Annotated in this window: 29 protein-coding genes and 1 riboswitch; of the genes, 20 read left to right on the top strand and 9 right to left on the bottom strand. The window is 42.0% G+C overall.

The window, feature by feature from the left end:
- Positions 1-25 precede the first annotated feature (25 nt).
- The 11 genes from B5D77_RS22950 (at position 26) to dprA (ending at position 10,771) form a co-directional block, all read left to right on the top strand.
- A complete protein-coding gene (locus B5D77_RS22950) occupies positions 26-577 on the top strand; it encodes an NERD domain-containing protein (RefSeq protein ID WP_106909711.1) in 552 nt (183 codons plus the stop codon).
- Between the two features lie 57 nt (positions 578-634).
- Positions 635-1,282: a DUF3782 domain-containing protein gene (locus B5D77_RS22945; RefSeq protein WP_106909710.1), complete on the top strand. Its 648-nt coding sequence runs from the start codon at positions 635-637 to the stop codon at positions 1,280-1,282.
- Positions 1,283-1,339: 57 nt separating this feature from the next.
- Entirely contained in the window at positions 1,340-1,954 is a 615-nt protein-coding gene (locus B5D77_RS22940) for a DUF3782 domain-containing protein (RefSeq protein ID WP_106909709.1), read from the top strand.
- 57 nt (positions 1,955-2,011) lie between these two features.
- A complete protein-coding gene (locus tag B5D77_RS26055) occupies positions 2,012-2,647 on the top strand; it encodes a DUF3782 domain-containing protein (RefSeq protein WP_149977874.1) in 636 nt (211 codons plus the stop codon).
- A riboswitch (cobalamin riboswitch) is annotated at positions 2,616-2,777 on the top strand. It overlaps the preceding gene by 32 nt.
- 55 nt (positions 2,778-2,832) lie before the next feature.
- Positions 2,833-4,257, top strand: a complete 1,425-nt coding sequence (gene cobG, locus B5D77_RS22935) for a precorrin-3B synthase (protein ID WP_106909708.1) — start codon at positions 2,833-2,835, stop codon at positions 4,255-4,257.
- 1 nt (position 4,258) lies between these two features.
- Positions 4,259-4,885 (top strand): precorrin-8X methylmutase, encoded by a 627-nt coding sequence (locus B5D77_RS22930; RefSeq protein ID WP_039899671.1) that lies wholly within the window; start codon positions 4,259-4,261, stop codon positions 4,883-4,885.
- Positions 4,882-5,586, top strand: a complete 705-nt coding sequence (cobI, locus tag B5D77_RS22925) for a precorrin-2 C(20)-methyltransferase (protein ID WP_002765815.1) — start codon at positions 4,882-4,884, stop codon at positions 5,584-5,586. The genes B5D77_RS22930 and cobI overlap by 4 nt, the downstream gene beginning before the upstream one ends.
- A 186-nt stretch (positions 5,587-5,772) precedes the next feature.
- On the top strand, positions 5,773-8,331 hold the full coding sequence (locus B5D77_RS22920; RefSeq protein WP_008199176.1) for an SUMF1/EgtB/PvdO family nonheme iron enzyme: 2,559 nt from the start codon (positions 5,773-5,775) through the stop codon (positions 8,329-8,331).
- 335 nt (positions 8,332-8,666) lie between these two features.
- Positions 8,667-8,906 carry a hypothetical protein gene (locus B5D77_RS22915; RefSeq protein ID WP_002750429.1) on the top strand — a complete coding sequence of 80 codons (240 nt, stop codon included), beginning with the start codon at positions 8,667-8,669 and terminating at the stop codon, positions 8,904-8,906.
- Complete coding sequence (locus B5D77_RS22910) at positions 8,896-9,234, top strand: type II toxin-antitoxin system PemK/MazF family toxin (protein ID WP_002759771.1); 339 nt, start codon at positions 8,896-8,898, stop codon at positions 9,232-9,234. The genes B5D77_RS22915 and B5D77_RS22910 overlap by 11 nt, the downstream gene beginning before the upstream one ends.
- A 388-nt stretch (positions 9,235-9,622) precedes the next feature.
- The gene (gene dprA, locus B5D77_RS22905; protein ID WP_106909707.1) at positions 9,623-10,771 is read left to right on the top strand and encodes a DNA-processing protein DprA; all 1,149 of its coding nucleotides are present in this window, start codon (positions 9,623-9,625) and stop codon (positions 10,769-10,771) included.
- A 66-nt stretch (positions 10,772-10,837) separates the two neighbouring features.
- On the opposite strand, the gene trxA is transcribed toward dprA, so the two are convergent.
- Positions 10,838-11,194, bottom strand: a complete 357-nt coding sequence (trxA, locus tag B5D77_RS22895; protein ID WP_002774616.1) for a thioredoxin — start codon at positions 11,192-11,194, stop codon at positions 10,838-10,840.
- A gap of 467 nt (positions 11,195-11,661) precedes the next feature.
- Between trxA and B5D77_RS22890 the strand changes: the two genes are divergently transcribed.
- Positions 11,662-12,867 carry an acetate kinase gene (locus B5D77_RS22890; protein WP_106909706.1) on the top strand — a complete coding sequence of 402 codons (1,206 nt, stop codon included), beginning with the start codon at positions 11,662-11,664 and terminating at the stop codon, positions 12,865-12,867.
- 3 nt (positions 12,868-12,870) lie between these two features.
- On the opposite strand, the gene B5D77_RS22885 is transcribed toward B5D77_RS22890, so the two are convergent.
- The 4 genes from B5D77_RS22885 to B5D77_RS22865 form a co-directional block, all read right to left on the bottom strand.
- Positions 12,871-13,422: an anti-sigma factor gene (locus tag B5D77_RS22885; protein WP_106909705.1), complete on the bottom strand. Its 552-nt coding sequence runs from the start codon at positions 13,420-13,422 to the stop codon at positions 12,871-12,873.
- Positions 13,423-13,535: 113 nt separating this feature from the next.
- On the bottom strand, positions 13,536-14,192 hold the full coding sequence (locus B5D77_RS22880) for a sigma-70 family RNA polymerase sigma factor (protein WP_008199166.1): 657 nt from the start codon (positions 14,190-14,192) through the stop codon (positions 13,536-13,538).
- Positions 14,193-14,453: 261 nt separating this feature from the next.
- Positions 14,454-15,044, bottom strand: coding sequence for a PAP/fibrillin family protein (locus B5D77_RS22875; RefSeq protein WP_106909704.1), 591 nt, complete (start codon positions 15,042-15,044; stop codon positions 14,454-14,456).
- A 363-nt stretch (positions 15,045-15,407) separates the two neighbouring features.
- The gene (locus B5D77_RS22865; RefSeq protein WP_008199161.1) at positions 15,408-15,971 is read right to left on the bottom strand and encodes a phycocyanin; all 564 of its coding nucleotides are present in this window, start codon (positions 15,969-15,971) and stop codon (positions 15,408-15,410) included.
- Between the two features lie 149 nt (positions 15,972-16,120).
- On the opposite strand from B5D77_RS22865, the gene rseP reads away from it, so the two are divergent.
- From rseP to B5D77_RS22850, 3 genes are read left to right on the top strand one after another with little or no spacing between them, the layout of a single operon-like run.
- Positions 16,121-17,212 (top strand): RIP metalloprotease RseP, encoded by a 1,092-nt coding sequence (rseP, locus tag B5D77_RS22860; RefSeq protein WP_106909702.1) that lies wholly within the window; start codon positions 16,121-16,123, stop codon positions 17,210-17,212.
- Positions 17,212-17,880 carry an endonuclease III gene (nth, locus tag B5D77_RS22855; protein ID WP_106909701.1) on the top strand — a complete coding sequence of 223 codons (669 nt, stop codon included), beginning with the start codon at positions 17,212-17,214 and terminating at the stop codon, positions 17,878-17,880. Before rseP ends, nth begins: the two co-directional genes overlap by 1 nt.
- Positions 17,881-17,923: 43 nt before the next feature.
- Complete coding sequence (locus B5D77_RS22850) at positions 17,924-18,532, top strand: rhomboid family intramembrane serine protease (RefSeq protein ID WP_106909700.1); 609 nt, start codon at positions 17,924-17,926, stop codon at positions 18,530-18,532.
- Here the strand turns inward: B5D77_RS22850 and B5D77_RS22845 are convergent.
- A complete protein-coding gene (locus tag B5D77_RS22845; protein WP_002759792.1) occupies positions 18,529-18,855 on the bottom strand; it encodes an antibiotic biosynthesis monooxygenase in 327 nt (108 codons plus the stop codon). The two genes, B5D77_RS22850 and B5D77_RS22845, sit on opposite strands and share 4 nt — an antisense overlap.
- Positions 18,856-19,016: 161 nt before the next feature.
- Between B5D77_RS22845 and B5D77_RS22840 the strand changes: the two genes are divergently transcribed.
- Positions 19,017-19,559: an NADPH-dependent FMN reductase gene (locus B5D77_RS22840; protein ID WP_008199152.1), complete on the top strand. Its 543-nt coding sequence runs from the start codon at positions 19,017-19,019 to the stop codon at positions 19,557-19,559.
- On the opposite strand, the gene folB is transcribed toward B5D77_RS22840, so the two are convergent.
- The 3 genes from folB to B5D77_RS28220 all read right to left on the bottom strand — a co-directional run bounded on the left by folB (position 19,546) and on the right by B5D77_RS28220 (position 21,351).
- Entirely contained in the window at positions 19,546-19,902 is a 357-nt protein-coding gene (folB, locus tag B5D77_RS22835) for a dihydroneopterin aldolase (protein ID WP_008199150.1), read from the bottom strand. The genes B5D77_RS22840 and folB overlap by 14 nt on opposite strands.
- Positions 19,903-19,996: 94 nt before the next feature.
- Positions 19,997-20,980 (bottom strand): glycosyltransferase, encoded by a 984-nt coding sequence (locus B5D77_RS22830; RefSeq protein WP_008199147.1) that lies wholly within the window; start codon positions 20,978-20,980, stop codon positions 19,997-19,999.
- A gap of 176 nt (positions 20,981-21,156) precedes the next feature.
- Positions 21,157-21,351, bottom strand: a complete 195-nt coding sequence (locus B5D77_RS28220) for a hypothetical protein (protein ID WP_008199145.1) — start codon at positions 21,349-21,351, stop codon at positions 21,157-21,159.
- Between the two features lie 157 nt (positions 21,352-21,508).
- Here B5D77_RS28220 and B5D77_RS22820 point away from each other — a divergent pair, with 157 nt between their 5' ends.
- From B5D77_RS22820 to B5D77_RS22805, 4 genes are read left to right on the top strand one after another with little or no spacing between them, the layout of a single operon-like run.
- On the top strand, positions 21,509-22,429 hold the full coding sequence (locus B5D77_RS22820) for a glycosyltransferase family 2 protein (RefSeq protein ID WP_039899667.1): 921 nt from the start codon (positions 21,509-21,511) through the stop codon (positions 22,427-22,429).
- 14 nt (positions 22,430-22,443) lie between these two features.
- Positions 22,444-23,403, top strand: coding sequence for a GDP-mannose 4,6-dehydratase (locus B5D77_RS22815; RefSeq protein WP_008199142.1), 960 nt, complete (start codon positions 22,444-22,446; stop codon positions 23,401-23,403).
- A gap of 2 nt (positions 23,404-23,405) precedes the next feature.
- Positions 23,406-24,623, top strand: a complete 1,218-nt coding sequence (locus tag B5D77_RS22810) for a glycosyltransferase family 4 protein (protein WP_008199140.1) — start codon at positions 23,406-23,408, stop codon at positions 24,621-24,623.
- Between the two features lie 29 nt (positions 24,624-24,652).
- Positions 24,653-25,636 carry a glycosyltransferase family 2 protein gene (locus B5D77_RS22805; RefSeq protein ID WP_106909699.1) on the top strand — a complete coding sequence of 328 codons (984 nt, stop codon included), beginning with the start codon at positions 24,653-24,655 and terminating at the stop codon, positions 25,634-25,636.
- Positions 25,637-25,656 lie beyond the last annotated feature (20 nt).

Raw genomic sequence — 25,656 nt, 5'->3', positions numbered from 1 at the left:
GCCAAGTTAATTAAGATGAAAAATTATGACCACCACTGCCGATGATGTTTGGAAATTATTAGCCGAATTAGCAGAAGCTCAAAAAGAAACCGAGCGGATTCTCAAAGAACAATCTTTAAAAACTGATCGCCAAATTACCAGACTCAGTCAAGAAATTGGTAATCTTGGGGGTAAATGGGGTCGTTTTGTCGAAAATATGGTAGCCCCAGCTTGTGAGACTTTATTTTTAAATCGTCAGATTCCCGTACATCAAGTTAGTCAAAGAGTCAGAAAACGTCTTGACGGTAAAACCCTAGAAATTGATGTGTTAGTAACTAATGAAAATCATGTGCTAGTAGTGGAAGTCAAAAGTAGTTTAAGTGTAGATGATGTCAAAGAATTAATCAAGAATCTAACAGAATTTAGGCAATTTTTCCCCGAATATAACCAGAAACAATTATATGGGGCAGTAGCAGGCATTGAAATCGAAGAAGGAGCGGATAAATATGCCTATCGTCAAGGTTTATTTGTCTTGGCACAAAGGGGTGAAAATGTAGCAATTCTTAACGATACTGAGTTTCAACCGAAAACGTGGTAGGGGCTTTAAAAACAAGATATAATCGGGTTAGTGCCAAGTTAATTAAGATGAAAAATTATGACCACCACCGCCGATGATGTTTGGAAATTATTAGCCGAATTAGTAGAAGCTCAAAAAGAGACAGAAAGATGCTTTCAAGAAACCGAGCGACGCTTTCAAGAAACCGAGCGTGTTCTCAAAGAACAATCTTTAGAAACTGAGCGACGCTTTCAAGAAACCGAGCGGATTCTCAAAGAACAATCTTTAAAAACTGATCGCCAAATTACCAGAGTCAGTCAAGAAATTGGTAATCTTGGCGGTAAATGGGGACGTTTTGTCGAAAATATGGTAGCTCCAGCTTGTGAGACTTTATTTTTAAATCGTCAGATTCCCGTACATCAAGTTAGTCAAAGAGTCAGAAAACGTCTCGACGGTAAAACCCTAGAAATTGATGTGTTAGTAACTAATGAGAATCATGTGCTGGTAGTGGAAGTCAAAAGTAGTTTAAGTGTAGATGATGTCAAAGAATTAATCAAGAATCTAACCGAATTTAGGCAATTTTTCCCAGAATATAACCAGAAACAATTATATGGGGCAGTAGCAGGCATTGAAATCGAAGAAGGAGCGGATAAATATGCCTATCGTCAAGGTTTATTTGTCTTGGCACAAAGGGGTGAAAATGTAGCAATTCTTAACGATACTGAGTTTCAACCGAAAACGTGGTAGGAGCTTTAAAAACAAGATATAATCGGGTTAGTGCCAAGTTAATTAAGATGAAAAATTATGACCACCACCGCCGATGATGTTTGGAAATTATTAGCCGAATTAGCAGAAGCTCAAAAAGAGACAGAAAGATGCTTTCAAGAAACCGAGCGACGCTTTCAAGAAACTGAGCGACGCTTTCAAGAAACCGAGCGGATTCTCAAAGAACAATCTTTAAAAACTGATCGCCAAATTACCAGAGTCAGTCAAGAAATTGGTAATCTTGGCGGTAAATGGGGACGTTTTGTCGAAAATATGGTAGCTCCAGCTTGTGAGACTTTATTTTTAAATCGTCAGATTCCCGTACATCAAGTTAGTCAAAGAGTCAGAAAACGTCTCGACGGTAAAACCCTAGAAATTGATGTGTTAGTAACTAATGAGAATCATGTGCTGGTAGTGGAAGTCAAAAGTAGTTTAAGTGTAGATGATGTCAAAGAATTAATCAAGAATCTAACCGAATTTAGGCAATTTTTCCCAGAATATAACCAGAAACAATTATATGGGGCAGTGGCAGGCATTGAAATCGAAGAAGGAGCGGATAAATATGCCTATCGTCAAGGTTTATTTGTCTTGGCACAAAGGGGTGAAAATGTAGCAATTCTTAACGATACTGAGTTTCAACCGAAAACGTGGTAGGGGCTTTAAAAACAAGATATAATCGGGTTAGTATCAAGTTAATTCAGAGGAAAAATTATGACCACTACCGCCGATGATGTTTGGAAATTATTAGCCGAATTAGTAGAAGCTCAAAAAGAGACAGAAAGATGCTTTCAAGAAACCGAGCGACGCTTTCAAGAAACGGAGCGGATTCTCAAAGAACAATCTTTAGAAACCGAGCGGATTCTCAAAGAACAATCTTTAAAAACCGATCGCCAAATTACTAGACTCAGTAAAGAAATTGGTAATCTTGGAGGTAAATGGGGACGTTTTGTCGAAAATATGGTAGCTCCAGCTTGTGAGACTTTATTTTTAAATCGTGATATTCCCGTACATCAAGTTAGTCAAAGAGTCAGAAAACGTCTCGACGGTAAAACCCTAGAAATTGATGTGTTAGTAACTAATGAGAATCATGTGCTGGTAGTGGAAGTCAAAAGTAGTTTAAGTGTAGATGATGTCAAAGAATTAATCAAGAATCTAACAAAATTTAGGCAATTTTTCCCAGAATATAACCAGAAACAATTATATGGGGCAGTAGCAGGCATTGAAATCGAAGAAGGAGCGGATAAATATGCCTATCGTCAAGGTTTATTTGTCTTGGCACAAAGGGGTGAAAATGTAGCAATTCTTAACGATACTGATTTTCAACCAAAAACGTGGTATAATCCTTAAACTTGTCTTTGGGAAAGTCCAGTGCAATTCTGGTACTGTGCCGCAGCTGTAATCAAGTAAAAAGTAAAAAGAGTACATCTTCCCTTTTTCCTTGCGAGTCAGAATGCCAATTACAAGTTTTTAATCGGTAGATAGACAAATAATTTTCTAACTACTTCTCTGCGTCGCATGGAGAACAAACAACGGTGAATTGGTTAGTTGAAGCAAATGCTTGTCCGGGTTTATTTTATGGAACTGCTGCCCAAGATGGGTTTTTAATTCGTCTCCGCACCCCCGGTGGATGGCTCAATTCTCCACAGGGAAAAGCGATCGCCACTTGGCTCGAACAATGGCAGACGACAATACAAGTTACCAATCGGGCAAATTTGCAAATTCGCGGACTGCAAAAATCCCCCAGTTTAGAAGAATTTCAAACCCTGCAAAAATTAGGGTTAGCTGCCCATAATCCCAGTATCGATCATTTGCGTAATATCATGTCCAGTCCCACGGCTGGAATTGACTGTCAAGAATCGATCGATACCCGTTCATTAGTCCAAGAATTAGATAATTTTATCCAAAATTATCCATCAATTGCCCAACTAAGTCCTAAATTTAGTATCGGGATCGATGGCGGTGGTGCAGTGGGAATTGGCACCGGTTCAACTATGGCCTGGCAACACCGCTATAACGAGATTCAGCTATCGGCAATTACCGTCAATAATCCGACAAATTTAACTTCTCTTGTTTGCTTTCGATTAGCCCTCGGAGGAGATAAACAATTCTATGATACGGACTTATTAATTGAGCCAGAAAACTGTTTAGCTGTGGTCAAAGCTTTAGTAAAGGTTTATATCGATTATGTTCAACAAACCCCCAATATCAAGGGTAAAAAACCTCGGATGAAACACCTGCTCAAAGATTGGGGATTAGCCAAATATCTCGAACAAGTTAACTGCCAATTACATCGGACTTCTACCGGCATAATACAAGGGCAAGAATACCAGCAGGCTGCCCATTCTACTCAACCCTATTTTCATCTGGGAATTCATCCTCAAAAGCAACCAGGATTATCTTATATTGGTCTATCATTAAGATTAGGACAATTGACGGCTAATCAACTATGGGGATTAGCGGCACTATCAGAAACTTTTGGCAGTGGTCAGTTACGATTAACCCCTTGGCAGACTGTTATATTACCCGATATTCCCGATGAAAAAGTCTCAGAATTGTTGCCAAAACTGGCATCACTAGGATTATCCGCTTCTCTTGGATGGGATGCGGGGATAGTTGCCTGTAGCGGTAAACCGGGCTGTGCAGCGGCGGCCACTGCAACTCAAATTCATGCTTCTCTCTTGGCAGATTATTTGAAAGAACGCTTAACCTGCAATTCTCCTGTTAATATTCATTTGACGGGTTGTGCTAAATCCTGCGCTCAACCGGGTCCAGCCGAAATTACCCTTTTAGGAACTACCATCGAGGAAAATGGCCAAATACTAGAAGCTTATCAAGTCTATGTGGGTGATAGTCAAAAGTTCTTAGAAACACCCATATTTGAGGGAGAATTTACCAAGATTCCCCCCCTCATAGCCCAAATTTTAAGCTCCCAAAAATCGAAAAATTTAGATGAATAGAATGGAATACATTAAGAATGGCGAGGAAATTTACCGCAAATCTTTTGCTATTATTCGGGCTGAAACTAACTGGAAAAATCTCCCCGATGATTTAGCTCATGTGGCGGTTCGTCTAATTCATTCCTGTGGGATGACAGACATAACAGAAGATTTAGAAGCATCACCGGATGCAGTTAAAATCGGACGAAATGCCCTCGCTGGGGGTGCAGCAATTCTCTGTGATTCTCAAATGGTCGCTAATGGCATTACCAAAGCGCGTTTACCTAAAGATAATCCGATTATTTGTACCCTCAATCATCCAGAAGTGACCGAGTTAGCACGGCAAATTAATAATACCCGCTCCGCTGCCGCTTTAGAACTTTGGCGACCTCATTTAGCTGGAGCAGTGGTGGCCATTGGTAATGCACCAACCGCACTTTTTCGCCTGCTAGAATTGCTCGATCAAAATGTAGATAAACCGGCTTTGATTTTAGGCTTTCCCGTGGGATTTGTGGGAGCGGCAGAGTCGAAAACAGAATTAGCAACTAATAGTCGTGGTGTGCCATTTATTACCCTGCACGGACGTAGGGGAGGCAGCGCAATCGCAGCAGCAGCAGTCAATGCTTTAGCAAAAGAGAACGAATTATGAATAAATTAGGCAAACTTTATGGATTAGGAATCGGGCCTGGTGATCCCGAATTGTTGACGCTAAAAGCACACCGGATTCTCACAACTGTTCCGGTAATTGCCTATCCTACCTTAGAAAGTGGCAAAGTTTTGGCACGGGCAATTGTCTCGGATTTTATCCGTCCCGAGCAGATAGAAATTCCCATGCCTTTGCCTTTTAGTGTCGAGCGCAGTTCTCAACCTCATTATGATATTGCCGCCGAAAATATCGCCGAACAGTTAAACTTAGGTCGAGATGTGGCGGTTCTATGTGTGGGCGATCCGATGTTGTATGGCACGTTTATGTATATCTTTAATCGCTTGTGCGATCGCTTTTCCATTGAAGTCGTGCCGGGTATTTCTTCAGTGATGGCAAGTGCAGCAATGCTGGGTGTACCTATCACTTATCGAAATGACGTATTTAGTATTATGCCCGCTACTTTAGAGGCGGAAATATTGCGGGATCGCCTAGCCTTTATTGATGCAGCAGCGATTATTAAATTAGGCAGACATTTCGCTAAAGTTCGCAATATTCTCGAGGAATTAGGATTATTAGAACGCGCCCTCTACATCGAACGAGCAACCTTACCCAATCAGCAAATTATTCCGATTACAGAAGTCGATCCAGAGGCTGCTACTTACTGGTCATTAATTCTGATTCCTAGTAAAACTAAACCCCAATAACTCTATAGACACTAAGTTAAATCTTCTATCCCCTAACTGACAGAACCTATAGGGTTTAGATAATATTATGAAAATGTCTTTTCTTCGTTGCTTTTTTTGTTGCATAGGGGGTTATATACAGCGTTTCTCGAATTGATAAGGTAATCTATTTTCTTCTCCGTTCTCTGTCACCTAAAAATAACTACCATGTCCGATTTTCCTGAATCTATCCGCAATACTAGCGTCAGCGATCAAGCGACTAATAATGATGCTCTCGGATTTGAGCCTTATGTAATAGCGATCGCTGAATTTTTGTTGCATGAGCAGACACAACCACCCCTAACTTTATCGGTTGAGGGAGAGTGGGGTAGTGGCAAGTCTTCTTTTATGAAAATGTTAGAGGAATATTTACGAAAAAAGGGAGGTCGGACGGTTTGGTTTAATGCTTGGCGACACGATAAAGCGGAGTCGGTATGGGCAGCTTTTGCGCTGTCTTTTATTAAGCAGATTTCTACGCCCAAAAATTGGCGAGATTTACCTCGAATTATCCTAGGATATTTTAAATTACAATTATTGCGTTTTAACTTAGAAAAAGGCTTATTTGAATTAATTAAAGCTTTACCATTAATAATTTTTGTGATTTGTGCCTCAATTGCCATTCCTTTTATTTTAATCATTTATGGAGTTGAAGGAATTAACGAATTAATCAGAGCAACAACCTCTCAAGATATTTTGTGGAGCAAAATTAATTCAGTTTTTAAATTATTATTTACTGCGGTCGGGTTAACCTTATCAGGAGCAGGTATTTTCTCTGGTATTAAGAGTTTATTGAGAAATTTTCAAAGATTACTCCAAAACCCCAAAAACAACCTAATTAAATACATAGAAGCCCCAGATTATAAAAAACAATCGGCATTTGTAGAAGAATTTCATGAAGATTTTGCTAAAATTGTTGATGCTTATATTGGCAATGATCGGGTATATGTATTTATTGACGATTTAGATCGTTGTGAACATCCAAAATCAGCGGACTTGATGCAGGCGATTAATTTGATGATTGCTGATGATCCTTCAGTGGTGTTTATTTTAGGAATGGACAGAGAAAAAGTAGCCGCTAGTTTAGCGGTAAAATACGAAAACATTCTCAAGTATTTACCGTCGGAAACCACAGAAATTGATCCTGATATTTTGGCCAGACATAGTGCTAATAAAGGGTTAGCTTATGGTTATACTTTCATTGAAAAGTTTGTCCAGCTTCCCTTTTTAGTTCCCCAACCATCCCAGTCAGATTTTGAGCGTTTTTTGACTAAGATTGCTACTCCACAGCCTCCGCATTTACCGCCAGATAAATCCTCCTCTAAATTTTTTCAGTCATTCTGGAGTAAGTTTAAGTTAGCTTTACCCCAGAGAAATAATTCGCAAAAGCATCTCACTTCTGCAACAAGTAATCAGACAAGTGATTTAAAAAACTTGTCTCTAGATAATCCTTCGATAGAATCCGAACAAACCGAAAAACAGAAAGCACAAGCAGCTGTAATTAAGCGATTAGAAGCGATTCAAGTCAACAATTTTGATAAAGATTCCCCAACAGTGCGGAATGTCATTATGATGGTGGCTCCTGCATTGGATTACAATCCGCGACGGATTAAACACTTTATCAATGTCTTTCGTCTCAAGGTTTATATCGCTAATGAAACTGGTTTATTTTTTGAGGAGCGAGATGAGAATGATAATTTGTCAGTTCCTTCTCTAACTTTTGAACAGTTAGGCAAATTTACTGCGATTAGTTTAAAATGGCCATTGTTATTATCAGATTTGGAAAATGATAAGCAAATTTTAGCAAAATTAGAAAAATTTGCACGGGGAGAGTGGAGTCCACCAAATGAAGAGGAGTCGATTCGCTATTGGGGTAGTCATACTAAGCTTAAAGCTTTAATGGCTTACGGTTATGAAAAATCGACAACCGAGGAGGTCTTACAAATTAACCCCAAATTCAGCTTGGCGAAGGTAAATGTTGATAAGTTATTACAAGTATCGCCCAAGATAATTCGGCAAACTGAAACTGTAATTTTACCAAACTTTAACCCAGAAATGGTGGATATACCCGCTGGTAAATTTAACATGGGTTCTAATGAGAATGAGAATGAAAAACCGATACATGAAGTAATTGTGCCAGCATTTCAGATAGGCAAATATCCTATCACCCAAGCACAGTATCAAGCGGTGATGGGATATAATCCTTCCAGGTTTTCAGGAAATCCCCAGAACCCGGTAGAAACCATTAATTGGTTTGATGCTCAAGAGTTTTGTGAAAAATTGAGCCAGTTAACCGGAAAAAACTACCGTTTGCCTACAGAAGCAGAATGGGAATATGCCTGTCGCGCTGGTACAAAAACCCGATTTAGTTTTGGCGATGATAAAGAGCAACTAGGAGATTATGCCTGGGTTGATGGTAATTCAAATAATACAACCCATCCTGTTGGGGAAAAGCGGCCTAATCCTTGGGGAATCTATGATATGGACGGCAATGTTTGGGAATGGTGTGCTGATCAAAATCATGAAAGTTATGCTCGCAAACCAGACAATATTAGAGAAAATGGCAGTCTTGCATGGAGAGATAACAATATAACTAATAAGTCATCAATAATACGGCGTGGCGGTTCGTGGTGCCGCGACCCTTTGGCCTATAGCTCAGCGTATCGAGGCAGAAGCGTTGCCGATATTCGCAACGATATCGGTTTTCGTGTTGTGTGCGATCTCCCCTAATCAGTTAACAGTTAACTTTTATCAGTTGGGAGCCACCATTGGCGTAATAATATTATTGTAGGGGCGAATTGCATTCGCCCTCTTTGAATAACTTCTACTGCTCACCTATAGGTGAGGGAAAGTCACAAATAGGAGATGCAGCCGATAATTTTCTGGAAATATAGTCTTTAAACCCTTGTCTGGCAAAACTACAAGGAATGATAAGCAATGATTATCATACAAAGTCGAGGAGAGCCATAGGGGGAGCCTGAGAATAGCGATCGCTGTAGTTGCCCGTCACCGCTTTTTATGGTTACTTTAATGTTAGAATCGAATCACTTCTTTTAGGTTTTGCTATGCGTGCGATTGAAACCACTGGTATCCTCAATACCCAAGGACAAATTCAACTTGATCATCCTATTCCCCAAGAAAAAGATCGGTTTGTGCGCGTCATTCTTTTGATGTCGGAGGATGAACTGAACGAAAAAAACTGGCTAGATGCCGTTTCCCATAACCCTAGCTTTGCTTTTCTGCAAGATCCCGAAGAAGATATTTATACTCTTAACGATGGACAACCTGTAACTAATGAAGGGTAAAATTGTATTAATTCAATTTCCCTTCGACGATTTATCTTCCAGTAAGGTTCGTCCTGCTTATTGCCTAACCAATCAAATTGGAGGCTATCAACACATTATCTTTGCCCTAATTACCAGTCGTATTCCAGAAAATCCCCTTCATACAGATATTATTCTGAGACCAGAAAATCCAGATTTTATGATCAGTGGTCTTCGCCAATCGTCAGCCATCAGACTTGATCATTTAGTAACACTTCGCTCTTCACTGATTCAGCGTGAACTAGGCTCATTATCATTAAAAACCCAAACCTTAATTGTAGATATTTTGTCCGATATTCTACGTTCTTAAAAAAAATACGATCACTGATTTCTTCGGGGGCATTATTTAACGCAGTTTTTAGCTTTAAATTACAATAAATTTGTCTGTTATATCCGTTACGCTATGCTAAGATATTCTACCCTTACTGCTACAATTGGCTCCAAAGACCACTATAACCAACTAAAACCATGACTCAAGCCACTTTTGCAGAAATACTAGAGGCAACCGAACAACTTCCCCCAGAAGATCAAGAACAACTTATTCACCTGTTAAAAAAGTGAAAGACATGGACGAGGCTCAACAATACCTCAACAACTAATGGAAGGGATTCCGGCAAGATTAAAATAAATTAGGGTCATCTGGCCGCAGTCGGTTAAAACTGACTGAAAATATTACTTGGTCTGAGGAGCTTTTTAAATTGACAGACGAGCGCGTTTATTGGTTAGCATGGTCAAGTATTGCTGGAGTTGGGTCAATTTCCCTAAAGCGACTCTATCAACATTTTGGCAGTGTCGCTGTGGCCTGGAATGCCACCGATACTGCAATCGCAGAAGTGGCGGGATTTGGCAAAAAGTCAATGGTAGCGGTACGGGAAGGGCGAGCGCAAATTGACCCAGAAGCTCTTTTCGCCGAACATATCCAGAAAAACCCCCTTTTTTGGACTCCTAGCGACCCAGAATATCCCCGCTTTCTCTGGGAAATTCCCAGTCCTCCCCCCTTACTTTACTATCAAGGAAAGGTCAATTTAGAGGAAAATCAGGGAAATATCCCCACCGTCGCCATTGTGGGTACTCGTAACCCCACGGATCACGGCAGGCGCTGGGCGCGGCGCTTAAGTACCCTTTTGGCCCAACAGGGATTTACTATTGTTTCTGGCATGGCCGAAGGAATTGATGGCGAGGCACACCAAAGCTGTTTAAAAGCAGGGGGAAGAACGATTGCCGTCTTGGGAACGGGGGTCGATGTGGTTTATCCTAGTCGTCATCGGCAGCTACAGGCGGACATCCAAAAGCAGGGTTTAGTCATTAGTGAACATCCCGCCGCAACTCAGCCGAATAAAGCCCATTTTCCCAGTCGTAATCGCATTATCGCCGGTTTAAGTCGCGCGACGATTGTTATCGAGGCCCCCGAAAGGTCTGGCTCCCTGATTACAGCTAGTTATGCTAACGAATTTGGCGGCGATATCTATGCTTTACCCAATTCTCCCGATATTGCCGCCGCTAGGGGCTGTTTACAACTCATTCATCAGGGGGCAGAAATTATCGTTTCTGAGGAGAAATTATTAGAAATGTTGGGGGCAATTCCCACCACGAACCAATCCGCACCGGTTAATCTCTCCCCTTCACTTCCTCCAGACACATCCTCGGTCGTTAATGCTGCTCCTCCAGTCAATCTAGAACCTAGACTAGCACAAGTGTATCAGTTATTTGACAGAGATGCCCTGTTGTTTGACATTATTGTTCAAAAAATGCAAATCCCCACCTCAGAAGTGGCGGGGATCTTATTGGAATTAGAATTAATAGGTTTAGTGACTCAGTTACCCGGTATGCGTTACCAGAAAACCTAGTTAACCCCCAAATGCTTATTTATGGTATTAGCTAAAGTAGTTTTCGGTGCAGCCCCGACCACTAGATCAACTTTTTGACCCCTTTTGAGGATCATCAGGTTTCAGGTGTTTATCTATGGTATTAGCTAAAGTGGTTTTAGGTACAGCCCCGACCACCATATCGACTTTTTGACCTCCTTTGAAGATCATCAGAGTGGGAATACTGCGAATCCCGTACTGACTAGCGATATTGGGGTTTTCGTCGGTGTTGAGTTTCACCACCTTGACTTCCCCCTCGAACTGTTTGGCAATTTCCTCGACAACAGGAGCCACCATTCGACAAGGGCCGCACCAGGGAGCCCAGAAATCCACTAGGACAGGGTCGGCACTATCTAAAACTTCATCTTTAAAGGTGGCATCTGTAACGGCAGTAACCTCTGACATACTTAAGAAATCCTCTAGTAATCACGGTTATCTAGAATACGCAAAAATTCCGTTCTAGAGATTCGTGGTGCGATGTTGATATTCCACTGGTGAAAAGGACGAGAACTAGCTCTAAATCCACTTTAGAGGCCTTAACTTGCATCAGAGGTAGCTTCTTGGATCAATTTCACAAGGGGCATTCTTGTATTTTATAACCCTAGAGGCTCTATTTTGACTTTTTTTTGATAAAGTTTTGTAATATTGCCAGAGTCAGTCTCGATGAAAAAATTTTCACCACCAGAGATGAAAGAGGTTTCCTTCCCTACACCCCACACCCCACACCCTACACCCTCTTTCAAGTCAGGGATGGGTGATGGCGGCCAGATAAAATTTTCCTGAAGAAAAACCCCAAAAGTAATCGATTTTATCTAGGCTTAACCTGAGTTTGATTATGATCAGCACAAGCCACCTCCTAATTGAGCTTTTCTATGAAAATTCTGGTCTTAAATGCAGGATCGAGCAGTCAAAAAAGTTGTTTATACGATTTAGAGCTTCTCCCCTCCCATCCCCCCCAACCAATTTGGGCAGCGGGGATCGATTGGACGGTTAACCCTGATTACGGGGTTTTAACGGTAAAAGCTCAGGGAATTAAACAGGAAATTAATCTTTCTAGTCAGGATCGTCCGGCGGCAATTGCTCGGATGTTAGATACCTTAGTAACTGGAACAACTAAGGTGGTGGCCAATCTCACCGACATTAGTATAGTCGGTCATCGAGTTGTCCATGGTGGCACGGAATATTCCCAGGCAACCATGATCACTCCCCCAGTCAAAGAAACGATTAAAAAGCTGATCCCCCTTGCTCCTAGCCATAATCCCGCTCATTTAGAAGGAATTGAAGCGATCGAGCAAGTTTTGGGTGATGTTCCTCAAGTAGCAGTGTTTGACACCGCTTTTCATCGTTCTATCCCTCCTCAGTCTTCTCTTTATCCCATTCCCTACCAATGGAGTGAACTGGGAATCCGTCGCTATGGTTTTCATGGCACCAGTCATCAGTACTGCTCCCAACGGGCCGCCGAATTGTTGGGAAAACCCCTAGAATCGTTGAAAATGGTGGTCTGTCATCTGGGTAATGGTGCTTCCCTATCGGCAGTCAAAGGGGGTAAAAGTATTGATACTACTATGGGATTTACTCCCCTAGAGGGATTGATGATGGGAACCCGCAGCGGTTCGATCGATCCGGCGATTCTGATTTATCTAGAGCGAGAATATCAATACAATCCCGATAGTTTAAATAGTTTACTGAATAAAGAATCGGGTTTAAAGGGAATTTCGGGTATTTCTGGGGATATGCGGGCAATTACGACGGCAATGGCCGAAGGCAACCAGAGGGCAAAATTAGCATTTGAGATGTATATTCATCGTCTGAAAAGTTTAATCGGATCGATGATCGCTTCTCTAGAGGGGTTAGATGTGTTGGTATTTACGGCAGGAATCGGCGAAAATTCAGCTTTAGTGCGGGAAAAAGCCAGTCAAGGCTGGTCTTTTTTGGGTTTAGAGTTAGATTTGGCTAAAAATGCCGCCCATCCCCGGGATGAGGATATCGCCACCGACACATCTAAAGTAAGAGTGATGGTAATTGCTACGGCGGAAGATTGGGCGATCGCACGAGAATGCTGGCATTTATCCCCATAGACCTTACCTTTGGCCATTCTCTTTTGGCTCTTCCGTTGTGGGAATCTCCATAATTGGATGGTTAAGAGCAATCATCAAATGGTCTCCCTCTTGGCTAATACTGCTCGGACTGCTGGCCATTTGGGAGAGGGGATCGTTGCGTCCCGAGACGAAGTAGGAGCCAACAGCGATCGCCATAGCCGTTAAAATTGCGCCACCATAAACACAATATTGCCGACGACGCTGACCATCGACTTTTCTGAACACCTGTTCTGCCAATCGGTCGCTGGCAATAGTAACCGGTGCGGGAATCTGCCTTAAATTAGTTTGTAATCCCAAGAGCTGCCGATAGAGTTTTTTAGCGGCAGCATCATGGTCTAACCAATGCTGAACTAGCTTCCTTTCCTCTACCGTTACTTCGTTATCAATATAGGCGCTAATTAAATCGAAACGATGAGCTGCTTCGTTATCCTCATCTAAGAATAAAATATCCTCGGTTGCGGATTGGGAATCCCCCTCATCGTGACGTAACAAAGACTTGATCCATTGAACGTCTTCGGGTTGATAATTATTCATGGTTGACCTCGACCAGAAGCGATCGGTATGCAATCACTTTTCACCAGCACGGAGCTAGTTAACTTTAACGACTCCTCACTTCGACCGTTAGTGCCGAATCACCACAATTTTCTTTAGCCTTCCGTAAAATAGGGCTGTAAAACAGATTGTAATTTAGCGCGAGCGCGAGCAATGCGAGATTTAACAGTTCCTAAAGAAACTCCCGTGATCTCGGCAATTTCTTCGTAGGCCATACCTTCAATTTCTCGCAGAATAATAGTTGTCCGAAAAGCTTCTGGTAAATCAGCGATCGCCGCTTGTAATTGATCGTAGAATTCGTGGGTGGTGAGATGTTCATCGGGACTGGGGTAATCGGACTCGATATCCCAATCGATTTCGCCATCTTCCACGCGCCGGGGAGCATCGAGAGAAATGGGGTGATTAACCCGCTTGCGTTTCCGCAATTCGTCGTAAAAAAGATTAGTAGCAATGCGACTCAACCAACCGCGGAACTTGAGGGGTTCATGGAGACGGTTAATATTGCGATAGACGCGAATCCAGACCTCTTGAGCCAAATCAGCGCGATCTTGCCAATCGGGAGCCAAATGATAGAGTAATTTATCAACATGAGCCTGATAGCGCCGCAGCAGTTCCGCAAAGGCTGCTCGATCAGGCAGGCACCCTTCCTGACAGCGTGCAATCAGATCATAGTTGGAGAGTTTGTCAGGTGACACGGGGTTTTGAGACTTTTTGGCCTCAAGTGACCAAGATGCTGGAATCGATTGACTCATGGGATTTCCTCTAAGGATATAAACTCCTCACTCAGGGCTTGAGGACGGGATAAGTCAGCAAAGGTTCCCGAAATTAAAGAATTTTTTTCCCATATTTTGATTCTAACCGATCGGGGCATTGATCTCAGGGAGCAAGGGAGCAAGGGAGCAACAAGTGGGGTACTGGGGTACTGGGGTAGTGGGGAGGTGGGGTAGTGGGGTAGTGGGGAGAATACATAAAAGCTGTCTCGGAGTCTCGGAGTCTCCTGAATAGCTCTTAAGTTAGGTTTTTTCCTTAGCGAGGATAAAGACGCTGCCTTCGCTGCCGCGGCCGATGCGGAGATCTTCATCGAGATAGGTGATATCGAGCCAACCTGTTTGTGGGCGATTATTGAAGGAAAAATCGAGGGGAGGAAATTTTTGGCCACTTTCGATCGCTTCGATAAATTCTTGGGGAGAATGATAATTGAGAAGACGTTGCAGACCGAGGATCGAGCGCTCAAATTTGACCATTACCCGACGCTCGGATGTGGGTTCAAAGGTAGCGGAGACGATTACTACCGCTTCTAGCCAAGGTAAGCCGATAATTTCGGCGATATTGTAAAGTTTTGACTTGTTCAGGTCGAGATATTGATAAATTTGCCCTAATTGAAAAAAAGGTAGGCCATCTAGTCCCAGAATGCCGCGGCTGCTGGTGAATAGTAAACGCCAATTGCCCCCTAATAGTTGTTTAACTTCCAGGGGATGAGGATGGGGATTGTGGTCCTCCAATTGTTCGATCGCCGCTAAAATCCGCACGCGGTCGCTTTCCGTGGCCAGGAGTCCGCGATTTCTACCAGCGATCAATTCTAGTAATTTCGCTTTGACATCCATAGAATAGACCTCTTGTAAAAATCAAAAATTGTTGTTAGGGTTAGGAGTCAGTAGCCAGTAGTCAGTAGCCAGGAGAATTAAGAATGAATAATAATCAATTAAATGGTCTATTTACAGATTTTATGCAATTTAATCCTTATTTGTGCCGTTTTTGAACCCTCAAAAATTAATTACGCAAGAGGTTTAATCTCCCTTACTTTTATAAACTACCTCGACCCGCTAGGTACTCGATCGAGGTTTTTGGTGGCCCTAACAGGCTCACCCGCGCCGATGATTTCATGGGTTCAACAGAGTTTTAACCTCAGTGAGCGGCATTTTTAACTGTTGGCCTCACTATTTTAACACGGATTAAATGCCGCGGTTTTAAAACTTTTTCATAACCGTAATTAAGTGATCAAAATAGGGAGCAATTGCGGTTTTTTCTGAGTCACTAAAATAATCTAAACTGTATTGTTTTAAGGCTTCTAATCCCGAAATCATCGCCCCTAATGGTACTTGTAATTCTTGGTAAAGAAGACGCATATTTTCCAATCCCTCGGCACTGGTATAGGGAATCTGCTGTCCGGCGACACCGTAGGTAATACAACGTAAAAAGTTCCAGAAATCACGCCAACAAGCTTCGGCGCGGTAGGGTGGATGAAGAGCACCCCCGGGTTGAAAAATGGTAGGAAATTGGCTTAATAAAGCCTGACGAGCGTTATCGACGATAATATTAGCATTATGCCGCAGTTTTCGAGCTTGCTGAATAGAAACGAGTAAATCAGGCTCTAAATTGACGATAGTATCTAAATCGCTGTCGCTGAGATAGCGAGTTTGATCATCCGCTTGTTGCCAAACAGCGATCGCTGCTTGCTGATAGGGCCAATTAGCGAAACTAATGATTCTCGCTTTTGGGATTAATTGCTGGGCGCGCTCACTCAAAGGCATCGATCGCTCTCCGTCGGGTCAGATTAGGCGGTTAAGATCTCTTTTACCATAAATGATCGAAAAATTAGCGATAACTAAAGATTTTTTGCAATCTGCCCGGGAGGATCGCTTACAATAAACAAAAGCTAAATCATTATAATTTGATCATCATGTCAGTTTTAATAGCGATCGGTGTACTTGCCCTATTAATTGTCGTTCACGAACTAGGTCATTTTGCCGCCGCTCGTGGGCAATCTATCCATGTTAATCGCTTTTCCATCGGTTTTGGTCCAGCTTTAGCTAAATATCAAGGTAAAGAAACGGAATACGCCCTCCGCGCCATTCCTTTAGGGGGTTACGTTGGTTTTCCCGATGACGATCCCGATAGTCAAATTCCCAATAACGATCCTGATTTATTACGCAATCGTCCTGTTTTTGATCGAGCTATCGTCATTAGTGCGGGAGTAATTGCTAATTTAATTTTTGCCTATTTTTTGCTTGTTACCCAAGCTGCTACGGTGGGTTTTACCCAAATTAACTATCAAGAAGGGGTAATTATTCCAGAGGTTTTCACTGCTGAAAATTCCGTCGCCAAACAAGCGGGAATGAAAGCGGGGGATATCGTTCTTGCTGTCAATGATCAGCCCCTTACTGCTTCTCAAAATGCCATTATTGACTTCCGTGACATTATTCAATCTTCCCCCGATCAACCCCTAAAATTAACCATCAAACGCCCCACAGAAACGCTCGATTTAATCGTTACTCCTGAATTGGGCAGTGATGGTCAGGGTAAAATTGGGGTTAGATTGGCTCCCAACGGTGAAGAAACTCACCTGAAAGCCGATAATTTTGGGCAAGCTTTTGGCTTGGGTGCGAGGGAATTTCAACGATTAACCCTATTAACCGTGCAAGGTTTTGGGCAGTTAGTTAGTAACTTTAAAGAAAATGTTCAACAGGTAGCAGGACCGGTTAAAATTGTTGAATACGGAGCGGCGATCGCTCGTAATGATGCGGGGAATCTTTTTCAATTTGCCGCCCTAATTAGTATCAACTTAGCGGTGATTAATATTCTGCCTTTACCTGCCCTTGATGGTGGTCAATTGGTATTTTTATTAATCGAGGCTTTAGTAGGTAAACCTCTCCCAACTAAACTGCAAGATAACATCATGCAAACAGGTCTAGTTTTACTCCTAGGATTAGGAGTTTTCTTGATCGTGCGCGATACGGTTAACCTAGCAGTTTTTCAGGATTTATTCCAGTGATGGCCCCGCGAAAAAAAACTAAGCTTCAACTACGCGCCCTAGAGATTTTAAGCAACTTAAAGCGATTATATCCAGAGGCAACCTGTAGCTTAAATTATCAAACTCCCGTGCAGTTATTGGTGGCAGTGATTCTCTCGGCACAATGCACTGATGAGCGGGTAAATAAGGTGACTCCTGCTTTATTCGCCCGTTTTCCCGATGCTAAATCCTTAGCTTTTGCCGAGCGAGAGGAGTTAGAAACCCTAATTCGTTCCACGGGATTCTATCGCAATAAAGCTAAAAATATTCAGGGTGCTTGTCAAAAAATTCTCAAGGATTTTCAGGGGGAAGTACCCAAGACAATGGGGGAATTATTAACTTTACCCGGGGTAGCTAGAAAAACCGCTAATGTGGTACTTGCTCACGCTTACGGGATTATTGAAGGGGTGACAGTAGATACCCACGTTAAGCGCTTAAGTAATCGTTTGGGTTTAACTACTAATAACGATCCGGTGAAAATTGAGCGGGATTTAATGGCTTTACTACCTCAACCAGATTGGGAAACTTTTTCTATTAGTATTATTTACCACGGCCGGGCGGTTTGTAAAGCAAGAAATCCCGCTTGTTTTTCCTGTCAATTAGCCCCTCTTTGTCCCACAGCAAACAGTAAACAGAAAACTCACACCTGATAACTGAATCACTGATAACTGATAACTGATCTGGGGGGCTATAATGGGAAAAAATCACTCATCCATCAATCTTATGAGTCAAGGATCACGGCAAGAAATAAAAACCCAAGCAATAATCCTCGCTACCTTTGTGGCAATTTTTTGGCTGTTAGAGATTTTAGATCAATTTGTTTTTCGGGGCAGTTTAGACTATTTCGGGATTATTCCCCATCAAGTCATCGGATTGCGGGGTATTCTTTTCGCACCTTTCCTACACGGGGACTTTTCCCATCTTATTGCTAATACGGTTCCTTTCCTAATTCTCGGTTGGTTGGTGATGTTACAGGAAACCAGTGACTTTTTTATTGTGACTGGGTTGACCATGGTGGTGGGGGGGTTAGGAGTCTGGTTATTTGCTGCTCCCGGATCCATCCATATCGGGGCAAGTATCTTGATTTTTGGCTATTTAGGTTTTTTATTACTGCGGGGCTATTTCCAGAGAAATATTCCTTCTATACTCTTGTCAATTCTAGTCTTTTTACTCTACGGTGGCACAATTTGGGGCGTTTTGCCTTCCCGTCCGGGGATTTCTTGGCAAGGACATTTATTCGGTTTTCTAGGCGGGGTTTTAGCCGCCAAATTAATCGCCACCGAAAAGAAACATTATTCCTAAATGGGGGAACCTTCTATCTCGCTACATACTTCGTAAAAATCGGTGACAGGAGGTTTCGCAAACAGAGGCGCCATGGATTTCAGCAATAATTCGTGGGCTTCGCTTTTATTTGCCTCCATATCATCGATTTTATCCCAGATGATCACGGCAATGCCTTCGTCGGTTCCGGGTTTTTGCAACAGAAAAGCCCCCTGGAATCCTGTGGAATAGGTGGAAACGGCTTTTTCGTAGAGTTTTTGGGCCTCGGAAAAACACCCCGGTTTGAATTCACCAATAGCCACATAGGCATATTTATGTTTGAGAAAATCGAGAAATTCTGGCATGGCAATCAGGGGAAATGGAATAAATCGTTCTTTCTACTCCCATTAAAACTTAGATCGATCGCTCTCCCCGCCCCATCGACATATTTTTTTAAGTAAGCTTGCCCCAATTACCTCTTTTTTTGTTAGCTTATATGTAGTCGTTATGAGTTTGTATAAGTTCTATGATCAAAATCGTTGGTATTAATGGCAGTTTACGCCCTGGCTCCTATAGTGCGATGGCGTTAGAAGTTGCTATCAGTCGATTAGGGGCGTTAGGAGTAGAAACGGAGATAATTGACCTGAGAAAACTCTCTTTACCCTTCTGTAACGGGGGAGATGACTATTCTGACTATCCCGATGTGGCCAAAATGCAGCAAACGGTTAAATCGGCAGCGGGGTTAATTTTGGCGACACCAGAGTATCATGGCAGTGTCAGTGGTGTGATGAAGAATGCCCTAGATTTAATGAGTTTTGAGGAGTTATCGGGAAAGGTTGCCGGATTAATCAGTGTTTTAGGCGGCCAATCCAATAGTAACGCCCTCAATGATTTAAGAATTATTCTCCGTTGGGTTCATGCTTGGGTAATTCCCGAACAAATTAGCTTAGGACAAGCGTGGCAAGTCTTCAACGAAGAAGGAAAAATCCTTGATGAGAAGCTTTCCCAACGTTTTGACGCTTTTGCGCAAAGTTTAGTCAATAATACCCGTAAACTCAACGAGATCTAGTAATATCAATGGTGATTTTACCGGTAAAATTAGGAATTGGGGCGGCGGGTTTCGATAATTGTACTCTTACCTGTCGCACTCGCTCGATTTTGAGGATATCCTCGGCGATAATTGTGGCCAATTTTTCCACGAGGGCAAATTTGCTGGTTTCAATCTGGTGTTTGACAATTTCGATCGCCTGTCGATAATCTAGGGTATCTTCAATCGCGTCACTTTTGCCAGCAATGCTGATATCAACTTCCAGGGATAAATCCACCTCAAACCATTGACCTAAAACCTGTTCTTCGGCCAGATATCCTGTGTAACCGTAGGCACGAATTCCTGTAACGTGAATAGTATCCATAGATAGTTAAATTAAAAAACTGGCAGCGTTTCCCACAAAGATAAAGTCTAACCCAATTTGGTATCGACATAAGATAACTGCTATAAATTATAGTTTATACGGCTCTCACCTGTTCGACGTAATCTTTGGGGCGTAGTTGACGGAAACCTTGAAAAGCTAATTGTCTCAAGTTGAGAGGTAAATAGGAAAGCAGTAAACCCAGTCTGGCCCGTTGGGATTTTCCTGACAATTTTGAAGCTTTTTCTATTAAAACTCGCCCAGCTTCGCTGTCTCCCTTTTCAATTAATTTTATTCCCAAAGATTCCTGTAAAAAAGCCGTCCTTTTCACTCTTTCTTCTTCTAATTTTACATCGTTAAAGTGATAACCTTCTGTACAAAACAAGTTAGCTTGCAAAAAGTGAACCGCTTGTTTTAAGCTAGTTTGACCTCCATGAAAACGATATTCCATTAATAATTCTGGCAGAAAATAAGCTTGTTTTCCCGCTAAAGCTAAACGCACTAATAAATCAAAATCTTCACAACCATCCGCCTGAGGGCGCATATAATCCACATCAGCCAAAGATCGATAACGAAAAAGAGTCGAACCCACCTGTAAACTTTGATAGGAAAAAGTTTCTCTTTCTAAATCAGGAATAATTCCTAGTTGTAATCTATCTTTGCCCCATTTCGCCGAATTTTTTTTTGTTGCCGATGCAACTCTTTGTCCAAATCTATCAATGATCCAGTGATCGGTACAGACAAAATCAACGTTTTTTTCTTGCTCTAAAATAGGGACAGTTTTCGCTAAAAATTCAGGAGTTAGTCCATCGTCATCATCGAATTTAATAAAATATTCTCCCCGAGCAGCAGTAAAACCAGATCGCATATTTAAACTTCTGCCCATATTTTGAGGATGACGCAGATAAATTATTCTCGAATCCTCAAATGCTGCCACCACTTCTGGGGTACGATCAGAAGAACCATCATCACAGACAATTAACTCAAAATCTTCATAGGTCTGCCGCAACACAGTATTAATCGAATAGCTGAGATAATCGGCGCGGTTATAGGTGGGAATACAAACAGTTACTTTTGGCATAATATTTCAGTTATCAGTTATCAGTTATCAGTTATCAGTTATCAGTTAAGTAGGGAGGCACAATTATTTGTAGGATGGGTTAGCGGTAGCGTAACCCATGCAGGCGTTGGGTTTCATGCTTCAACCCAACCTACGTTCATCTTATATTTAATTCCACCCACCCACTTATCAGCTTGTTACTTGAGAAAGGCAATTAGGCTCTTCGTTACTTGGTATGGTTCGAGCGGGTGGCATAAATAGACTACATCCTTATTTGGCCAGAGACTTAATTGATTAATTCGTTCTAGATGGAAAACAATTGACAAAAATAGCCAAATGTCTTTCTCTATAATGGTTTCATCTCTTATAACCCCGTCTATTGCATAACACAAACCGAAGAACCGGCAATTAATTGGTCATTTTTCTAGTTATCATCACTATTGTCTAGCTGACGGCTGACGGCTGACGGCTGACGGCTTTAAAAGTATTTTTACATTTTTCCAAAGGAATGTTAAGTTTTAGGGTATTGAATGAGTAACCTTGATAGCCATGGCTCCTAAGATAGTAGGGATTATCTGTACCCACAACCGCGATCACTACCTAGAAGGAGCGATCGATAGTCTTTTGGCGCAAACCTGCCCAGATTGCGAGATTTTAGTGGTTGATAACGCATCTACCGATAAAACCCGTCAAGTGGTCGAGTCTCGTCTGGGAGATGGGCGGCTAAAATATGTTTACGAACCTATTTTAGGGCTATCTACCGCCAGAAATCGGGGGGCGAAGGAAACTAGAGCGCCGATCCTAGCTTATTTGGATGACGATGCGATCGCAAGTCCTCAATGGTTGCAAATTCTGTTAAATGCCTACGAAAATAACGAAAAACTGGCAGTAGCGGGGGGTAAAGTTACCCTGATTTGGCCGCAAGGCTACAGTCAACCCAATTGGTTATCCGATGATTTAGCAGCGGGTTTAGGGGCTTTCGATTTGGGCGACAATGTGATATATATTAGCCAAGCGGATTTAACTCCGCGAGGGGTTAATTACTCAATTCGGCGAGATTTCTTGGAGAAAATTGGCGGTTTTGACCCTAAATTGGGAAGAGTTGGCCAAAAACTTCTCTCTAACGAGGAATTATACACTACAGAACTGGCAATCGCCCAGGGATGGCAAGTGGGCTATTTTCCCGAAGCACTGGTGGAACACAATGTTGCCCCAGAAAGAATCAATCGTCAATGGTTTATGCGTCGCAGTTGGTGGCAAGGCATCAGCGAACACTACCGGGAAGAAGTGGCAGGAAGGACGGGATTGGCTCAATTTGGGCGAGGAGGTGAACGTTTGGCGAGAGGATTAGTGAAATCAGTCAAATTTATCAATGATCCTGCTAAAAGCTTTGATAATCTTCTCTTTGCCTACGGACAAATCGGTTATTTAAGCGAAGCCGCCAAAGCGATGTTAAACCCTCAAAAGTAAATTATTGTAAATAAATGGGTAAAAAAGCGTTAATTTGTGGTATATCGGGGCAGGACGGAGCCTACCTAGCCGAATTACTGTTAAAAGCTGGCTATACAGTTTGTGGGACCTCCCGGGATGCCCAAATGTCCTCTTTTAGTAACCTGAAACGTTTGGGAATCAAGGAACAGGTCAAACTAGAATCAATGGCACTGAATGACTTTCGCAGTGTCCTACAGGTGTTGATTAAAATTCAGCCCGATGAGGTCTATAATTTGGCTGGACAAAGTTCTGTGGGTTTATCCTTCGAGCAGCCAGTGGAAACCTTAGAAAGTATTGCCACGGGAACCTTAAATCTCTTAGAAGCAATTCGATTTACTGGGGCAAAGATTAAATTATATAATGCGGGATCGAGTGAATGTTTCGGGGATATCGGCGATAATTCTGCCGACGAAAATACCCCTTTTCGTCCTCGCAGTCCCTACGCTGTGGCCAAATCGGCGGCTTTTTGGGAAGTGGCTAATTATCGAGAAGCCTACGGAATTTTTGCCTGTTCAGGCATACTTTTCAATCATGAATCTCCCCTGCGTCCCGAGCGCTTTGTTACTCAAAAAATCATCGCTGCCGTGGCTAGAATTGCCCGGGGAAGTACCGAGACTTTACACTTAGGAAATATGGATATTCAAAGGGATTGGGGTTGGGGGCCGGAGTACGTTGAAGCGATGTATTTAATGCTGCAACAGGAGCAACCCGATGATTACGTCATTGCCACGGGAGAAAGTTCAAAACTGGAGGATTTTGTCGCCACAGCTTTTGCTACTGTGGGCTTAAATTGGCCAGATCATGTAATTTCCGATCGAAGTTTGTTAAGACCAACAGATTTAGCCATTAGTCGCGGCAATCCCCGCAAAGCTAAGGAAAAATTAGGTTGGCAAGCACGATACAAAATGACCGATATTGTCCCCATGATGCTAGAAAATCGTTTAGAGGAATAGCTATGAATATCTTAATGATTAGTTCCGCCTTTCCCTATCCCCCCACCAGAGGGGGAACTCAGGGCAGAACTTTTAATTTACTTAAGTATCTCAGCAAAAATCATGATATTACTCTCCTCGTTCAACGTGGTGCTGATGTCAGCGATGAGGAGATAGAAAAGTTAGGTAACTTTGTTAGTGAATTGGTAGTTTTTCCCCGTCCTCGAGATGCCAAAACTGGAATAATTGCTAAACTGCAAAGATTAGCTCAATTCCTGCAAACGGGAACCCCTCCCAATGTACTTTTTGGCTATTCTCAAGAGATGCAGAACTGGATAGATAGGGCAGTTAAGAGTCAAAAATTCTCAGTAATCACCAGTGAACATAGTGTTAATGAAATTTATATTCGTCCCCAATGGCAACAGCAAATTAGGACAGTAATTGATGTGCATAGTTCCCTCTATCAAACCTGCAAAAGTCAATTAGAAGTTGGGGTTTCTAGTCAAGAACTACGGGATCGTCTCTACCTTCCTCTCATGCGTCGCTACGAACAAAAAACTGTGCAGAAATTTTCAAAAATTGTCGTCACCACCGATGATGATCAAAAACAAATGGAAGAATTTGCCCCCAATGGAGAGATTTATTTAATTCCTAATGCAGTAGATCTAGATTTGTTTCCCTATCGTTCCCAGGCTCCTTCTGGACATAATTTAGTGTTTATCGGTGGCTTAGATTATTGGGTTAATGTCGATGCGGCCTGTTTTTTAGCTAGAGAAATTTTACCTCGTATTCAAATTACTTACCCCGATACTACTTTAACTTTAGTCGGTGCTAATCCATCCCTAGAAGTGCAAGAATTAACTAAGTTAAAAGGAGTCATTGTGACGGGAAGAGTACCATCAATGACCACCTATCTCCATCGGGCAACTGTGGCAGTTATTCCCCTAAGAACGGGTTTTGGAATGAAGTTCAAAACCCTAGAATCCATGGCTGCGGGGGTGCCGGTGGTGGCCAGCGATCGAGGTTTAGAAGGATTAACTGTGGAGGGAAATAATGTTCCTTTAGCAGCCTTAAGGGCTAATAGTATTGAGGAATATTGTAGGGCGATTAGTAGTCTTTTTGAATCGGCAGATTTGCGAGAAAAATTATCTAGAAATGCTCGCAAATTAATCGAAGATAATTATACTTGGCAGCAAGCAGCGGCTAAGTACGAACAAGTTTTAGTCGCTGATATTTGTTAGGAAATTTCTCTGGTTTTTTGTCAATTAATATGCTATCAAATAAAGTACCAGTGAAAATATCTGTTGTTGTTCCTCTCTATAACGAGGAAGAAAATATCGCTGCTCTTTTTCAACGACTTTTAGCGGTTTTAGAGGGACTAAATAGTAGTTATGAGATCGTTTGCGTCAATGATGGTAGTCGTGACAATACTCTCAAAAATCTCCTGGAATATCATCAACGTTACCCACAAATTAAAGTGGTTAATTTATCCCGTAATTTTGGCAAAGATATTGCCATGTCAGCAGGCATTGATTACAGTCAGGGGATGGCAGTTATTCCTATTGATGCTGATTTACAAGATCCCCCCGAATTAATTGCCGAAATGATCGAAAAATGGCAGCAGGGTTATGATGTGGTTTATGCGTCCCGTCGGGTTAGAATTGGCGAAAGTTGGTTGAAACGTTTCACCGCAGAAGGTTTCTATCAAGTCATAAATAAATTAAGTCGGGTTACTATTCCCCCTAATACCGGAGATTTTCGCTTAATCGATCGTCGAGTGGTAGAATCAATTAAAAAAATGCCCGAACGTCAAAGATTTATGAAAGGAATATTTGCTTGGGTGGGATATAAACAGACATCAATTTTATTCAATCGAGAACCCCGGTATCAAGGACAAACTAAATGGAATTACTGGAAATTATGGAATTTTGCCATCGATGGTATTACCTCCTTTAGTTTTTTACCTCTGAAAGTCTGGACTTATGTGGGATTTATCATTGCACTTGTTAGTCTTGTTTATGCTAGTTTTTTAATGCTCAGGACTATTATTTTAGGAATCGATGTACCTGGATACGCTTCTCTGATGGTTGCTGTCTTATTTTTAGGAGGAATTCAATTACTCACTCTTGGTATTATTGGCGAATATATTGGCAGGGTTTATGAGGAAGTAAAAGGCCGGCCACTTTATCTGGTTCGAGATTGTTATGGTTTTGAAAATCGGGAAGAAGTTATCGATCCAATAACTCAAAATTAAGATACTGACAATAAGGAGAA

The sequence above is a fragment of the Microcystis sp. MC19 genome, assembly GCF_003019735.1.
Taxonomy (GTDB): domain Bacteria; phylum Cyanobacteriota; class Cyanobacteriia; order Cyanobacteriales; family Microcystaceae; genus Microcystis.
Note: the sequence above shows the minus strand (reverse complement) of the source record. Positions and strands in the feature narration are given on the sequence as shown.